The following is a 15,199-nucleotide window of genomic DNA, read 5'->3' on the forward strand; positions in this document are numbered from 1 at the left end:
CCCAAATGGTATGACGAACTAAAACCGCCATTTGGATAGTCTTGAGTGTTGAGAGAAATTTGTGAGCTGCCGAATCCAATTCCGGTCAAGGGACAGCAAGGACTTTAAGAATCCGAACTCGTCCGGATTGACCGGGAAAGGGAGGGCAATCACTCACTCAGTAAATCAGCTTTGGCAGCAGCCCCTTTTGAGGTTAGCCGGTACGTGCCCAAAACAACGGGGGTAGTTTGAACCAGACCTTCAGACAGTAATTCCTTTAGGGGCTGATTTACTTCGGATGGATCTGTCGAAAGCAGGGCGGCAATCTGTATTGGAGTCTGCCAATCAGTGGTTAGTGATAGTAGCACTGAACGTTGAACTGGGGTCAAAGTCATTGGTTCTATTCCTCCTCGTTATCTTGGGCTATCTGTCAAGAAATGATAGATTATTCCTCTCAACATTGTAGCATTCTTGCTCCCAAATATACGAATTTGCTCACTCTATGAGCGACTCCGAGGGTGCTGCAATAATGGCGTTGCTGGACATGGCGAACACATTATCTGAATGAGCAGGAGGGGGGGGGACCATGTTGGATTCCAAAGCCAAGAAAATATTAATGAACACCCATTGGAGCTCCGGCTGGAGAGGGGAATTCTCTTGCTCGGACGAAGATTTCCAATATGCAAAGGGCAAGGGCCTGATGTTCGATCCTGTGACTATATCCCATGACGAGTGCGTTCGAAGATTGAGAGAGCTGCACGAGATGAGCATCACGAAAGAAAAGGTGACCCACCCATTCCTTCATAGTCTCTCTACACGCAAAGTTCATTGGCGGAGCGCCTTGTCCAGCTATGCGCTTACGCATGACTTATCTATACATACTTATGCGTATCGGCAGCCCGCGGGGCCTTCTTACTCTGCTTGTGGTGAGTGCAATGAGAGTAGGCTGATGGCCGATGAACAATACACCCGCGAAGATTGGAACGTCCTTAATTTCGAGCGCGTGAAATGGGGAGGCGTTCGCCTTAACTATTTGATCTATTGCTTAATGGATCTTCAAATTCTCGCCAGAGAAGTAGAGTTCGAGGTTAACCAGGAGGACATCGCCATTCTGCGGCGGATGCTTGAGGCCATTGAGGCCTGTGGCAATCAAGAGGCAGCCCGGCAGCTGGAGAAGCGCTGGAAGGATATTTTGCCGTCCAATCAATATGAGCGGGATACCGTGATGGAGATTTGGGGGTTCGCCGGGCTGCTGCAATCCAAAGATGATGATCGCCCGGAGCGCGGGCGGGGGACGGATTTTGTGTCGATGGCTACCTGGAGGGGAGAGGACGGCTTCTCCGCTGAGAAAGTGCAGTTCTATTTCGGGGAGTACTTATAGCGGAGTAGAGTGAAAGTGCGGAGGAGAGAGCAAATTGGCACTCCATAGACTGCAAGAAATGCGGAGAGAGTATGAATCAGGCTAAATTAGAAAATAACGTACCCGTTCATTTAGATTGCCCGGAGTGTAACCAAGGGCCGTTAGCAATCACCTTCTATATGGATTGGGATTAGGATTAGCATGAGGTCAAGTTAAGTAAGAGGATGATGAAAATATACGGTTTCTGCCTGCCTAGACCAACTGCACATGCAGAAATCATTAAACGGGGGGAACACTTGATGAGCCAATATGTGGAATCATTCTTGAATGAAGTATGGAACGAAGTGATGGCGATTTACGCCAGAGAGAGCCGTAATATGGGGCAGGGCAAGAATCGGAGCAGACTTCAGGCCGGTATGAAGGATTACCTGCGGGTGGCCTGGAGAAAGGGCAAATTTAGTTGGGCTGAGGGGCACATCCACATTGACGTGTATGAACCCTTCTCCTGGAACGACAGCTCCTATCAGATCGAAGCGGGTCCTTATATCACAGAATTGACCGATGAACAGCTCACGAGGGAGTTTTTCCCCGCTTTGTGCGAACGTATGGATCAGCTGTTCCAATCGCAGGAGTTCGGCCCTCAGTTCTTTGATTACCAGTTCAGCGTAGTGTTTGAATTCGAACGGGAAAATTTAAATATTACGCTTCAGCACAGGCTGGTGAATGAGTCCAAGCTGACTGAGCTTCGGAAGTCGCTGGAGCATTTTATTCAGACTAAAATCATGTCCGAATTGCCCGTGCTGCCGGGTGAGCATGATTTGTTCTTCTTCGCCAATCTTTTGGTCAATCCGGACCTGATGAAGCAGGAGGAGCAGGAGATTGACCCGTTGATTCGCCAGCTGTCGGACAAGCTGCGTAAATTCCCTAAACGCAGAGATGAGTGGGTCCGGCACTATACCTCAGCATTTAAGCACTGGGCACAGAAGCAATTTCTCCCGCGGTATTTTGACCCTGTCGGTGATTATGGACAGGAGTGGGTGATGAAAGAGAGAACGGATCTCACCGCTGTAGATTCCGGTGAACTCAATTTCTTTCTGTATGCGGCACTTCAGATCGGCTCCTCCGATCCGAATACCCGGCAGGTATACCTGGAGCTTGCGGTACAATTGGGCTCTGAGCAGGCTCTGGCTTATCTGAACACAGGCAGCGGACAATTCTCCAGCGCTTATCGCGGGGAGAGGATGGAAGGCAAGAACAATGATGTGACGAAGATGATAGAGATACGCATTCTGTCCGAAGAGGAGCAGGCTTACGGTGAGGCGCTGAATTATATCATCGGCTTGCTGCGGCAGGGGTTCCCCAAGAGCTATCGACTGAAGCTGAAGAGCAGCCAAAAGCATTTCTTGCCCGTCAAAAAGCTTGCGAAGTCCAAGCTGCACCAGTTTTTTGCCAATGCGCTCAGCTATCCGTCACTCTATCCAAAGCTTGCGGAATATGCAGACACTGCGATGGAGGAGTTCGCATGGTACGAAGACGTAGAGCCGGGTGAGAAATCAGTCATGCCGGGCACATATGCCGTGATGGGTCTCGGCTTATACAGCGAAGCTTATTTCCCATTGGTCTGCCGCTATATGGAACTAGTCGATACAGAGCATCAGATGGTGCAGGACGGCTATGCGGAGGCTTTTGTTGCGACTCATGGCGTTAAAGTGGAACACATGCCGGTGATCGTGTCGATCTTACTCGGCGGCAATGAGGAAGGACGACCGGTCAAGAACATCACTATCGACCGTCCTGAGCTCGCGGAGGCGCTGATCCAGGCGCTGAAAGGCAGGGAGAATCATGAAGTGGAGCTGGTGCTCTGCCGGATTTTCGGGAGTCCGAAGAAGCTCTCCGGAGCCGTTCGCCAAGCTCAGCCGCCGCTCAGGGATGGACTGGAGCAGTTGCTTACCCTTTGGGGATAAGTTAGAGGAATCCGTATGGGCACTAGAGAAAAGCCCGCCTACCACGCGCGGGCTTTCTCCACATTCAGTCTGCTCCGGCAGAATATGTGGCACAGGACGAAATCAGGCCGTCTCCAGTTGCTGGATCAATTCGGCTGTGGCCTGATCTGTGAAGCGAAGCCGCCCATGGTCCTGCACGATGCGTCCTTCACCTATACGCTGATCCAGCCAGTCAGTAATCCACCCGGGCGCATAACCGCCTTGGCTGAACTCACCGCCGAAGGCAATCATTTTCGGATAGATATCCAGGTACTGCTGGCGTCCGGTATCCGGGTAGGACTTCGTATAGAGCCAGAACTGCACGTCGTACATCAGATAAGACAGCGGATCGGCATGGAAAGAAAAGTGACCTTTCTCTTCGACGATCTGGGTACAGATGTGGCGGATCTTTTGCGGGAGCTGATCCACCTCCGTGACCTGGGCACACAACTCCTTCAGCAAGGGGGAGAACTCCCCGGTGGCCACCCTGTGAAGATCGGCTTCTTTATCTTCTTCGGAGGTATCGAACTCTTCCTCGCTGACCAGGCCTCTGATAAATGTCTCGAAATCATCAGCCAGGAACGTGATTTCATAGTCGCTCTCCTGGTCCACGTGGATCACTTCGGGTTCTCCGTCTGGTCCGCAGGCCCGGTAGTCCAGCATGACCACGTCATGGCCGGCAGATGGACAGTCGCAGATGACGACCCCAATGTCAGGATATCCCCATTCATCGATCATGAACTGGCTGCCGGTGTCTCCGCATAGAGAGTAGCTTTTCTCCCGGCCAATGCCCATGATGCTCGTTATAGCGATATGATCCTCGGCCCAGGAGGTCGCTTCCTCGGTCGGAAAGCAGGTATTCTTCGGAGCCCCGCCGTTCTGCTGCCTCATCAAGGCGATATAGGATGCGGGAAGCTTGTATCCCAGTTCTTCTTCGATCGAGGCGATCAATTCATCAGTGGGTGGATCGTTAACATATTCCTCCCTGGCATAATAGCTGTCTTCCCAGAAATCGCTTAGGGACATGCCTGAGAAGGGAACCTTGTCTTCGTCCGGGCCCTGATTCTTGAGCGCAGCTGCCCGCTTAGCGGCTATTCGCCGCTCGTGCTTCCGCTGCTTCTCCGCTCTCCGTAGGCTGGATTTCAGCAGCCATAAGGTGTCCGAATCGCCGGGCTCCAGCTTATCCGCAACGCCAAAGGCCTTCACCGCCTCTTCATACCTGCCCATATAATACAGGGCGTAGCCCACCCGGTAGTGCCACAGGGGGTCCTGCTGCCCGGGTTCGGCTATGAATGCAAATTGTGCAAGCGCTTCTTCATAGCGCTCCAGGTTGTTATAAGCCCTTGCCAACCGGCTGACCGCATCATAGTTCCGTTCTTCCTCGGGAATGGTCAGTAGAGTATCGACGATTCGCTGATGCTCATCTGCCTCGTGCCATTCGCTTAATTGATCGATTAGTGTCTGGTCCATTGGTTAGCCTCCGAATATAGATTTGCCTGTCATGTTACTTACGGATATCGCTTCTATATGTAGTTCCATGGTGTCCATATGTAAATGCTAGCGGCGCTTGGCCTCGAGCACACGGGCATGATCCAGAAGCACCCACTGATTCAGTTCGTCGTAGTCTTTCACGGTCGCAGCGAGCTTAAATCCGGAATACATCCGTTCCACGGGAGTGGTGTGGTCCAGGGCAGTGGTATCCGCCAATCCTATAGCCTGATCCTGAAGTAGATTTACCAACGTGCCTTGCGGAAAAAAGGCTTCAATTGCCCCTTCCACCTCCATACCGACGGGCAGGGCCAGCTTAACTTGGTTCCATTCCTCCATAGTGGTCTCGAGGGAACGGGTCCAGAGCTCTTCAAAAAGGCTCTTGGGGATGGGTTCATAGTAAGGATCGGTGACATCGATGGGATGCTCGGCCAACATGAAATGAAACTGCTCATGCTTCCGGTTGGAGACGACCAGACTCCCATCCTCTTCAATAACCATTTGTCTAAAGGCGGTTCCGCCTGGGTCAACTTCGAAATAATAGGTTCCCATTCCGGGCTCCAGGCAAGCACTGAAAATGTTCACATTTGTGGGTACAGTCGTAACTACGGGGAATGCTTGGACTTTCGGCCGCTGTTGTCTCCAGATTTCTTGATTTATACCGCAAGGCGGATGAAATCTGGAGACAAAGGCGGGCGCTTTCGCTCCTACAGTTCCAAGCTTCCCCTCCGTTACGCTTACCCTCAAGTCAATTTTTAACTGCGGCTTATTTAGAAGAATATGCTTATTTTATATGCCGCAGCTATACGGATGTCAACCGTATTGGATTTCTTCACAACTATTCTCTTAGAGACGGAGCTTCTTCTTTGGGTATAAGTATAGTAAAACTTATATAAACATATATGGGAAAAGGAGGAATCATAATGAATCCGCATATGCAGGAAGAATTCCGTTTTCAAGTTGATCTCAGCGGAATGATTAATATATTATCCAATCATCTATACAGCAGTCCCAAGGTGTTCTTGCGGGAGCTGCTGCAGAACGCGGTTGACGCCATTACCGCCATGCGGGAGAGGGATGCCTCTTATCCAGGGCAGGTAAGGGCGGAGGTCATCGGAACAGGCAGCAGTGCGACGCTGGCTGTGGAGGATAACGGGATCGGCCTTACTGAGGAGGACATTCACGAGTTTCTAGCGATGATCGGGCAATCCTCCAAGCGAAAAGACGGGAAGCTGGTGGGGGAGACCTCATTTATCGGCAGGTTCGGCATCGGCTTGCTGTCCTGCTTCATGGTTAGTGATGAGATTGTGCTTCTAACTCGGTCGGCCAAGGGAGGACCTTCACTGGAATGGCGGGGGAAGCCGGATGGTACATACAGTATACGTAAATTGGAGAACGAGCTGTCGTTCGGAACGAAGGTCTACCTGAGATGCAAGCCGGGTTGCGAGCTCTACTTCGATCCGGCCAATCTCGAAGAATGGCTTAGTGATTATGGGGCCCTGCTCCCTTACCCCGTTGTGCTCGAGTCGGAGGGAGTCAGCAAAACGATCAATATCCCGCATCCGGACTGGATGAACGACTTGTCTCTTGTCCGGAGAAGACGCGAGGAGGTTCAGAAATTCGGAGAGCAGCTGCTTGGGGAGCCGGTTCATGATTTTATTCCTTTATCCTCATCCTCCGGCCGGACCTCTGGAATTGCCTACATTCTACCTTACTCCGTTAATCTGAGCGCCAAGCGTTCACACCGCGTATACCTGAAGCATATGCTTGTCTCCGAATCGGCGGAGAACATTCTTCCGGACTGGGCCTTTTTTGTCAAATGCGTTATCTGGACGGATGAGCTGCAGCCGACGGCTTCGCGAGAGCATTTCTATGAGAATGAGAAGCTGGAGACGGTCCGTACAGAGCTAGGGGAATCGCTGCGCCGTGAACTGATGAATCTGGCGGATCAGGACCCCGAGAGGCTCAAGGGGATCATCCAGCTGCACGCCTTGTCGATGAAGGCCTTGGCAGTAGAGGATGAGACGTTCTTCCGAATGATCCACCGCTGGCTGCCTTTCGAAAGCAGTTATGGCCGCAGGGATCTTGGGGAGCTGCTGGATGAGAATGATGAGCTGTATTTTACACTTACGCTGGATGAGTACAGGCAGATTATGCATGTCGCCGCCGCACAGTCGCTGCCGGTGATCAACGGGGGATATGTATATGATGCCGGGCTGCTCGAAGGGGTGCAGAGGCTGTACCCGCGGAAAAAGATCGAGCGACTGCTGCCGGAGGATGTCTCCTTCTCCTTTACCGACCTTACGCCGGAGGAGCGGAGGCAGTACTACGAGCTGATCCGGGAGGGCGATATCGCGCTGCAGCCATTCCGCTGCAGGGTTCAGCTTCAGCGGTTCAAGCCGGCCGCGCTTCCTTCTCTGTTCACCCTGTCGAAGGAATCCTCCGATCTGCGGAGCCTGATTGCTGCTGAAGAAGTGAGCACCACGGAGCTGTCGTCGATTTTAAACAGCCTGGGCGCCTCCCATCAGGAGCAGGTGTATTCCACGCTGTATCTGAATTTGGACAATGAGGTCATCGCGCGGGTCTTCGGCTCTAATCATCACGGCATACTTAGGGCGGCGATCGAAATGCTGTACGTGAATGCGCTGATGATGGGGCATTATCCGCTGAACCGCAAAGAAATGCAGGTATTGAATGAGGGCATATTGAGGTTTATTGATCTGGGATTGTCGCAGGCTGACAAGGGAGGAGACAACGAATGAGTATGGAGCTTGAGTTTGAGGATTTGCTGGGTGAAGCCATGGACCTGCCGGATTCCGCGGCCAAGATTGATTTGTTAGAGCAGGCTATCCGGTTAGCCGATTCCGCGGGGGACATTGAACAGGGATATGAAGCGCGCAGCATGCTGGTGAATACGGCTTCTTTTAGCGGCTATCCGATGAAGGCACTGGTTGCCTTCTCTTGGCAGCTGGGGCAATACGATAAACACCCTGAGCTGTTCGAGCATGATCTGCATAGCCTGCTATGGTCATACAAATGGATTCTGGACGATCTTCCTTCGTTCCCGGACATTCAGCTTGGCCAGATTTATAATTTGCTGGAGGATTTCAAACTCCGAATCAAGAAGGCCGGCCATACCGAGAGAACGTATGATTATTATCATTTTCGTGTGGCGCTGTTGACGGGAGAGCTCGAGAAGTCCGGGGAATATATGGACAAGTGGCGAACGGTAGACCGCGATTCCCTGAGCAACTGTCAGGCCTGTGAGCAGGATGTGCTCGTTGAATATTATTTCATGTCGGGTGATGATGAGCGGGCACTGGCTGAGGCGAAGCCAATCATGAACGGCCGAATGTCATGTGCGGAAGTACCCCATGTGACCTACCCTAAGCTGCTGATGCCGCTGTACCGTACCGGGCGGCGGGAAGAGGCGGCCAAGCTGGAACGCGAGAGCTTCCGGCTGATTAAAGGCAACCGCGACTTCATCAAAGCCGCTGGGCAGCAGATCATTTACCTGACCCATGCGGATCCCTTCCGGGGGCTCGAGGTCTATGAAGCGTTCGCACCGCTGACCCATAATCATGAGAGCCCGATGTTCCGCATGGCCTTTGATATTGCGGCGGCTGTCCTGTTCAAGCGCCTTGCCCGGGAACAGGTGAAGTTCAACGTCCGCCTGCCCGCGTATATTACGGAGGCCGGGGCGGCAAGCGATGTGTCGTGCCTGTCGGAAATCTACGCCGATCTGGCCTTTGATGCCGCTGGGAAATTCGATAAGCGCAACGGCAACCGCTTCTACACCGATGAGGTGGAGCGCTTGTTGGCCCAAAACTAGGGTGTGAAGGTGGAGGTCGATGAAGAATGAGCTGCTCCATATTGGTCCATTGACCATTTATGGCTATGGCTTGATGATTGGGATCGGTATTATAGCGGGCTATCAGGTTCTGGTCAGACCGGCAGAGAGAAGGCTGGTTGAACAGCGCCATATTTTCTCGATCTACACGGCTGTAGTGAAGGTCGTTCGCGGTTTGTACCAGTCCCGCAGCAGCTGGACAGTGAGCGCATTCAAGCATTCTAAATTTGTAACGATTAGATAGGCAGAACCACAACTTTAATGGTTGTGGTTTTTTGTTTTTGAGGAAGGTTCGAAGAGCTTGGTGGTTATTGCTGTATGCAACAAACTTGCGGAATTATGCAAGAAAACAAATATAAGTGGTAGTGGCACTATTTTGCCTATAGTATGGGTGGTGAGAGGAGGGAGCAGTGCTTGAAGATTATTTTTGAAGCGGACTCAACAATCAATAGGAACATTGCAAAAGTCACTACCCACCCCGAGGAAAAGGGAACTTGGAGCAGCATGAAAGAAGCTCTCCGTGGCTGTGACAAGCAGATCATTGTCATTAACGCTAAAAATGACCGGAATGTTCAAATTCCGTTAAACTCCATTGCGGCAATTCAATCCGAGGATCGGATGTGCTGTGTACATCTACATAACGGAGAAAAGTATCTGCTAAGCAAGAGGTTAAAGGTCGTAGAAGAAGAGCTGGGCGCATCTGACTTCTTAAAGATAAACAACCAGACCATCATTAACACGAAGTATATCAAGGAATTCTTCTCAACAGAGCATGCCAGGATAAAAGCCGTATTAACCGACAATACCAGCTATTTGGTAAGCCGTCATTACATCAAACAATTCAGGGGGAAATTTAAATGATCAACCAATTAAAACAAACCTTTTTCCAAGTATTCACGATTACATCACTATGGGTGACCTTGCTTATGACTCTCTTTCTGAAGGACCAGACAATCAGCATGCTGTATCTGTGGAATGTTGCAGGTATCTCTGTGATATCGGCCGGAATATTTGGAGTAATGTATAGTGCGCTTTGGAACTACTACTCTCTTAAGCCGGTGTGGAACATTCTTATCTCTTCTGTTCTTAATATGCTGGGTGGACTTGCCGCTGTCTGGTTGTTCTCCAACGAGATGTTTGAGCTGATCCTGCCTTGGGTGCCGGGAATGGTTGTATTATCTGTAGTTCTACATACAATTGCATTTTATTACTACGCCAAAATGGAAAGCAGGAAGACGGCGGAAGAATTGAACAAGATTCTGAAGTAGAATTCATTGTAGTACGTTGAAGTGGCTGCCTCCCAGAGGCAGTCCCTTTTTGTTTGAGAGGAAGCTCGCCGAAAGAAAATATATAAGGGATGTGATAGGTTTATGCCTTTTCACTCGTATTAGATAATAGGTACCGGGAACAAAGTGAGGGAGGGCAGCTTTTCTTGAATACAATATCTGAGGACGACCTTGTAGAGCGAATCAAGAACCGCGATGAGAGAGCGATTGCTTCTATTATACAAACTTATGGAGGGCTGCTATCGGCCATTATCAGGCGCTATGTCCACTACAATCAGCAGGAGTACGAGGAATGCCTGGACGATGTGCTGCTGGCGGCGTGGCAGAATATTAGCTCTTTTGACCCTGAGAAGAATACGTTCAAGCAGTGGATTGCGGCGATTGCCAAATACCGTGCTATAGATTATCAGCGCAAAATAATAAGAAACCAGAGCCAAATCACCCATACTGAAATAACGGATGATTTATTTAAAGCAGAGCCGGTGATGCCTCATCAGGATGTGGATGAAGTGCTGCGTCACCTATCTCAAGTAGAACGGGAGATTTTCGTGAAATATTACTTGGAGGGCGTACCTTCCCGCGAAATGGCAACCGAGATGAAAGTACAAGAATCCTGGATCCATAACAAGCTTTCGCGCGGACGGAAGAAGCTGAGACAGCTGTTCATTCCAAATAAAGAGGTGTAGTAGATGTCCTTATATGATGAGTTAAATAATGTACGGATCGATGTATCGGCGTATGAGGAAGAGATGCTGACCGAGATGGAGCGGAAAAGATGGGAAAAGCGCGTGCTCCGCAAGCTTCCTAAGCGTAAGTCTCATTCTATGATCAAGTGGGCCGGACTGGCAGGCGCCATTGTCTTAACAGCAAGTCTAGTAATCCCGATTGGTGGTACAGCGCTGGCCAAAATGCCACTAATCTACCGATTAATCGAGAGCTTCATCCAAGTGGATAACCCGCCCGATTTATCCAATTACAAGACCGCCGTCGGTGAGACGGCCGAGAATGCCTATGGCAGGATGACCTTGAACGAGGTGTTGGTCGATACGGATCGCGTATTGATTAGTGCCACATTGGAGCCTGCTAAAAGTTTGAACATGGATGAGGTGTCAACCTTGTCTCCCAGCATCTTGGTTAACGGAGAGGAGGCTCCCCATCCTTTTTCTAGCCAATCATTTGGAGAAGAGAACAATGGGACCTACACAATAACCGGGGATGTTCCACTAAATACCTTGCCTCATACTCCCAAGGGTAATCAACTTCAGATTAAGATTTCCTATACAATAGACAACAAAAGGGTTGTTCTAGATAAACCCTGGGTGTTCGATGTCCGTGTCTCCACCAAGCAGATGCAGAAGGATACGGTTATCTATGAAATCAATAAGCCTCTTCCTCTCAAGCATGGAGGGACGGTTACAATTACTAAGGTCGTGAGTTCCCCTGTCTCGACCATACTCTATTACGATGTGAGCCAAGCTCAGCTCGGAACCTTTTGGATCAGACTAGTATCCAAGGGAGGAAAGATAAAATTAATTCAAGGTTACGAATCCATATTTAGCGGAGAACGCACGTATCAGCGTTATGGCCCCCTGGATTTTAAGAAAGACACCTATTGGATCGTGGCCGAAGACAAGAACGGCAAGGAAATCAGTCCGCGTGTTCCAATTAAATAAGATCAAAGTGAACCCGCTCATGCCCAAAGTGATCGTTAACATAATATTGATTGAACGATCAATTGATGAGGTTTTATAGTATAAAGATCCACAATCCAGGTGATTGTGGATCTTTATACTTTCTACCACCCAGCTGGGTGGACTTTCTCAAGGGCTCCTTTTTAGAATGATCAACTTATGTTATTATGTACTTACGTAATAAAGTTATAACTTTATATAAGTTGTATTACTTGTTATTTCCAGAACATACTATTGGAGGAGATAATCAATGAATGGTGTGATTAAAATGAATGAGAATAATCCGAAAAGGGTTCGCATTGCTCGAAAAGTCGGAAAAATGGGAAATAGCCTCGGAATCAGCCTACCTAAGAAGCTAGCAGACAAATTGAATATTGTGCATGGGGACGAGATCGAATTCATTGAGAATGATCAAGGGGATATTTTAATTAAAAAGGTTCGACAAATAAAGCTCCCCGAGAATGTTAGACCCGAAGTGCTTGAAGCTTTTTACGATGTTTTCGAAGAGGATCAAGGGATACTTACTGATCTGAGGGATCGCTGGCTATGATAACTTTTCTGTCGATAGAAGAGGTGGTCTCCGCACATCACTTTATGATGAAGAGAATGAATGACGAAGCGCAAGCAGGGGTGAAGGATTATTCATTACTCGCCTCTGCGGTACATAGACCCCAGCAAAGTCTGTTTGGAGAAGATGCGTATCCCTCCTTGTTCGATAAGGGGGCAGCCTTATTGGAATTTCTAGTCAAAAATCATTGTTTTCACAATGGGAATAAACGAACAGCTTATTTGGTAACCAAGTCATTTTTAATGGTGAACGGCTGGCATTTACGCCTCGAACGTACGTATGCGGTAGAGTTTGTTGTCGATATTGCAAAAGGGATGTACTCATTGAATGCTATAAGCGAAATTTTAAAAGAACATTCTGAGAAAAAGGATAATTAGATATCTCACTTAGTGAATACATACCTTCAAATCCTGGAACAAGATTACTTTAAGGAGAACTAATATGGCCAAACGCCTCATGATCTCTATTGCAGCAGCGTTTATACTTTTACTCGTGCTGGACTATTCCAATAGGGTGTTATTTCGTTCCAGCTCCTTAAGCCGCAATTGAATGAACTTCATATGACGATCTCACCCGCTACAAATCATCAGCAAGCGTTCAATGAGTTGAAGAATCAGGTCAAAGATCCACCACCCCATGAGCTTATTGTGCTGCAGGACGCCAGAGAGCTCGGTGATTCTTCAGGATACACCTATGTAACCCTGACCCTGACAGTAAGAAATACGGATTATATTACGATGAAGAATCTGTATCTCGATCTTGAGCCGGTCGCAGCTAATAAAGATCAGATCATTCTGTATTTCAGAGATCCGCAATATATTGAAATACCTCCCTTTCAGGCATCCTCGGTCGCCCTCACAGCGCTGGTTAAGACAAATAATTCAAGTAACAATGAGATCAATCGAATATTGAATCACAGCCATGTACATATCAAGTGGGGCAGCGATAACAACACAACAATAGACTTGCCCTGGTCAAGCTAGCACCTGCGATTATGAAAGGAGTAAGGTTATGGAGATTCTAAGCTGGGCTATTGGCGTGATTCTATTTATATTAAGCGCGCTTCATATCTATTGGATATTTGGAGGGCGGTGGGGAACGACCGCCGCGATTCCCAGCAGTGGAGGGAAGCCGCTGTTTCGTCCATCCGCAATGAGTACGGGCGTGGTAGCCCTCCTGCTGGCTCTGGCGGCCTGGCTGGTGCTGGAGCTAGGGGCGATTAAGCCTGTCTTGTTCTCCGGGGCTTTGCTGCGGATCGGAGGATGGCTGCTGGGAGCGGTGTTCATCCTGCGGTCCATCGGGGATTTCCGCTGGGTCGGCTTCTTCAAGAAGACGAAAGGGACTGTCTTTGCCCGCATGGATAGCCTTTTCTTTTCCCCGCTGTGCTTGATTCTGGGTGTGTCTATTCTATTGATTGCGGTATGGCGGTAACCGGTGTTCTTCTGAGTAAAATCCGCTTACAAGCGACCTTACCAGGCAGCACAGTCCGCACTATATTTGGTACGTATAGTCCTCTGGCAGCACTCTCCTCAGGAACTGACGGGTACGCTCTTCCTTAGGCTGCGTGAAGATTTCTTTAGGCGTTCCTTGCTCCACGACGGTCCCGCCATCCATGAAGATCACACGGCTCGCGACATCTCTGGCAAAAGACATCTCGTGCGTCACCACGAGCATCGTCGTCCCTTCAGAGGCAATTTGCTTCATTACCGTCAACACTTCCCCGACCCATTCAGGGTCCAGGGCGGAAGTCGGCTCATCGAACAGAATGATGTCTGGATTCAGGGCAACCGCTCTTGCAATCCCCACCCGCTGCTGCTGTCCGCCGGACAGCTGGCTGGGGTAAGCGTTGTATTTGTCCGACAGGCCGACTTTGTCCAGTGCAGCCCTGCCGATCTCGCTCGCCTGCGCCTTCGGGATCTTCCTGCCTGTAATCAGCCCCTCCGTTACATTCTCAAGAGCCGTCTTGTTATTGAACAAATTATAGTTCTGGAACACGAAGGCCACTCTCTGCCTGATGCCATGGATCTGTCTCTTGGTCGCGGTCTTCAGATTGACATCTGTATCCCCGAACAAGGCATGGCCCTTGTCGGCCCGCTCCAGGAAATTAATGCACCGGAGCAGGGTCGTCTTACCCGACCCGCTGGGACCCAGGATGACGACAACGTCACCCTTGTCGATGGTCAGGTCGATGCCCTTCAATATTTCAAGATTGCCAAATGATTTGTGAATATCTCTAATCTCCAACATGAACCCATGCCCCCTCGCTTATTGTTAGGCAGATGCTATTTTGTAGGTGCGAAGCCTCTTCTCATACCACTTAAATCCGTATTCTACGAGACTGCAAATGATCAGATACACCAGGAAGATATCGATATACGCCTCCACGTAATTGTAGCCAACATTGGCGGCCACTTTGGCCTTGAGCGTAATCTCCGGCAGCGACATCGCATAACCAAGCGAGGTGGCCTTGATCAGGTTGGTGGTCGCTGTGCATATATTAGGCAGTGCCGCAACCAACGCCTGCGGAATAATAATTCTGCGGTAGGCCTGAGCGCCGGTTAACCCAGCCGACAGGGCCGCCTCCAGCTGCCCCTTGGATACCGTGCCCAGCGCGGACCGGAACACTTCGATCAGCGTGGCTGTGGTATATAAGGAGAAGACGATGAAGGCGTACCAGATCGGATTGATCTCATAGACATTGGCCTGGATATGGAATTTCTCGAATAGAGCGGTTAGCAGCAAGGGGACGCTGCTGTATACAATGAAGATTTGAACAATGATCGGCGTTCCCCTTATGAATGAGACATAGACCTGGGCGATCCGCCTCAACACTCTAATTTGATAGATTCGCGTCAAAGCCCCGAAGAAACCTAGTGGGATTGCGACGAGTAAAGCCACGAGCGTAATGATGAAGGCGACCGGTGCGCCGGATAATGCCACGAAAAAGGTTTTGAACAAAAATTCATAATTAAAGCTTTCCGACATGCTGCCGCCC

The 15,199-nt window shown here is 49.7% G+C and carries 18 protein-coding genes; 13 read left to right on the forward strand and 5 right to left on the reverse strand.

Going from position 1 to position 15,199, the window contains the following annotated elements:
* Positions 1-149 precede the first annotated feature (149 nt).
* Positions 150-374: a hypothetical protein gene (locus ACRRNK_RS01470; RefSeq protein WP_433945062.1), complete on the reverse strand. Its 225-nt coding sequence runs from the start codon at positions 372-374 to the stop codon at positions 150-152.
* 194 nt (positions 375-568) lie between these two features.
* On the opposite strand from ACRRNK_RS01470, the gene ACRRNK_RS01475 reads away from it, so the two are divergent.
* Both ACRRNK_RS01475 and ACRRNK_RS01480 read left to right on the forward strand, forming a co-directional pair.
* Entirely contained in the window at positions 569-1,360 is a 792-nt protein-coding gene (locus ACRRNK_RS01475; protein ID WP_433946767.1) for a hypothetical protein, read from the forward strand.
* Between the two features lie 278 nt (positions 1,361-1,638).
* Complete coding sequence (locus ACRRNK_RS01480) at positions 1,639-3,303, forward strand: DUF6138 family protein (protein ID WP_433945063.1); 1,665 nt, start codon at positions 1,639-1,641, stop codon at positions 3,301-3,303.
* 102 nt (positions 3,304-3,405) lie between these two features.
* Here the strand turns inward: ACRRNK_RS01480 and ACRRNK_RS01485 are convergent, their stop codons facing one another.
* Both ACRRNK_RS01485 and ACRRNK_RS01490 read right to left on the reverse strand, forming a co-directional pair.
* On the reverse strand, positions 3,406-4,791 hold the full coding sequence (locus tag ACRRNK_RS01485) for an SMI1/KNR4 family protein (protein WP_433945064.1): 1,386 nt from the start codon (positions 4,789-4,791) through the stop codon (positions 3,406-3,408).
* A gap of 87 nt (positions 4,792-4,878) precedes the next feature.
* Positions 4,879-5,556 carry a hypothetical protein gene (locus ACRRNK_RS01490; RefSeq protein WP_433945065.1) on the reverse strand — a complete coding sequence of 226 codons (678 nt, stop codon included), beginning with the start codon at positions 5,554-5,556 and terminating at the stop codon, positions 4,879-4,881.
* Between the two features lie 176 nt (positions 5,557-5,732).
* Here ACRRNK_RS01490 and ACRRNK_RS01495 point away from each other — a divergent pair, with 176 nt between their 5' ends.
* The 11 genes from ACRRNK_RS01495 to ACRRNK_RS01545 all read left to right on the forward strand — a co-directional run bounded on the left by ACRRNK_RS01495 (position 5,733) and on the right by ACRRNK_RS01545 (position 13,635).
* The gene (locus ACRRNK_RS01495; RefSeq protein ID WP_433945066.1) at positions 5,733-7,571 is read left to right on the forward strand and encodes an HSP90 family protein; all 1,839 of its coding nucleotides are present in this window, start codon (positions 5,733-5,735) and stop codon (positions 7,569-7,571) included.
* Positions 7,568-8,641 (forward strand): hypothetical protein, encoded by a 1,074-nt coding sequence (locus tag ACRRNK_RS01500; RefSeq protein WP_433945067.1) that lies wholly within the window; start codon positions 7,568-7,570, stop codon positions 8,639-8,641. The genes ACRRNK_RS01495 and ACRRNK_RS01500 overlap by 4 nt, the downstream gene beginning before the upstream one ends.
* Positions 8,642-8,660: 19 nt before the next feature.
* A complete protein-coding gene (locus tag ACRRNK_RS01505; protein ID WP_433945068.1) occupies positions 8,661-8,903 on the forward strand; it encodes a prolipoprotein diacylglyceryl transferase family protein in 243 nt (80 codons plus the stop codon).
* Positions 8,904-9,073: 170 nt separating this feature from the next.
* Complete coding sequence (locus ACRRNK_RS01510) at positions 9,074-9,520, forward strand: LytTR family DNA-binding domain-containing protein (RefSeq protein WP_433945069.1); 447 nt, start codon at positions 9,074-9,076, stop codon at positions 9,518-9,520.
* On the forward strand, positions 9,517-9,927 hold the full coding sequence (locus tag ACRRNK_RS01515) for a hypothetical protein (RefSeq protein ID WP_433945070.1): 411 nt from the start codon (positions 9,517-9,519) through the stop codon (positions 9,925-9,927). The genes ACRRNK_RS01510 and ACRRNK_RS01515 overlap by 4 nt, the downstream gene beginning before the upstream one ends.
* A gap of 164 nt (positions 9,928-10,091) precedes the next feature.
* Positions 10,092-10,631: a sigma-70 family RNA polymerase sigma factor gene (locus ACRRNK_RS01520; RefSeq protein ID WP_433945071.1), complete on the forward strand. Its 540-nt coding sequence runs from the start codon at positions 10,092-10,094 to the stop codon at positions 10,629-10,631.
* 3 nt (positions 10,632-10,634) lie between these two features.
* Positions 10,635-11,618 carry a DUF4179 domain-containing protein gene (locus tag ACRRNK_RS01525; protein ID WP_433945072.1) on the forward strand — a complete coding sequence of 328 codons (984 nt, stop codon included), beginning with the start codon at positions 10,635-10,637 and terminating at the stop codon, positions 11,616-11,618.
* A gap of 268 nt (positions 11,619-11,886) precedes the next feature.
* Entirely contained in the window at positions 11,887-12,186 is a 300-nt protein-coding gene (locus tag ACRRNK_RS01530; protein ID WP_433945073.1) for an AbrB/MazE/SpoVT family DNA-binding domain-containing protein, read from the forward strand.
* Positions 12,183-12,581: a type II toxin-antitoxin system death-on-curing family toxin gene (locus ACRRNK_RS01535; protein WP_433945074.1), complete on the forward strand. Its 399-nt coding sequence runs from the start codon at positions 12,183-12,185 to the stop codon at positions 12,579-12,581. The genes ACRRNK_RS01530 and ACRRNK_RS01535 overlap by 4 nt, the downstream gene beginning before the upstream one ends.
* 183 nt (positions 12,582-12,764) lie before the next feature.
* Complete coding sequence (locus ACRRNK_RS01540; RefSeq protein WP_433945075.1) at positions 12,765-13,187, forward strand: hypothetical protein; 423 nt, start codon at positions 12,765-12,767, stop codon at positions 13,185-13,187.
* A gap of 28 nt (positions 13,188-13,215) precedes the next feature.
* Positions 13,216-13,635 (forward strand): DUF3995 domain-containing protein, encoded by a 420-nt coding sequence (locus tag ACRRNK_RS01545; RefSeq protein ID WP_433945076.1) that lies wholly within the window; start codon positions 13,216-13,218, stop codon positions 13,633-13,635.
* 60 nt (positions 13,636-13,695) lie between these two features.
* On the opposite strand, the gene ACRRNK_RS01550 is transcribed toward ACRRNK_RS01545, so the two are convergent.
* Complete coding sequence (locus tag ACRRNK_RS01550) at positions 13,696-14,451, reverse strand: amino acid ABC transporter ATP-binding protein (RefSeq protein ID WP_433945077.1); 756 nt, start codon at positions 14,449-14,451, stop codon at positions 13,696-13,698.
* 24 nt (positions 14,452-14,475) lie between these two features.
* A complete protein-coding gene (locus tag ACRRNK_RS01555) occupies positions 14,476-15,189 on the reverse strand; it encodes an amino acid ABC transporter permease (RefSeq protein ID WP_433945078.1) in 714 nt (237 codons plus the stop codon).
* Positions 15,190-15,199: the final 10 nt, after the last annotated feature.

Origin of the sequence: Paenibacillus sp. SN-8-1, from assembly GCF_050995535.1 — a bacterium.
In the GTDB taxonomy this organism is placed as follows: domain Bacteria; phylum Bacillota; class Bacilli; order Paenibacillales; family Paenibacillaceae; genus Fontibacillus.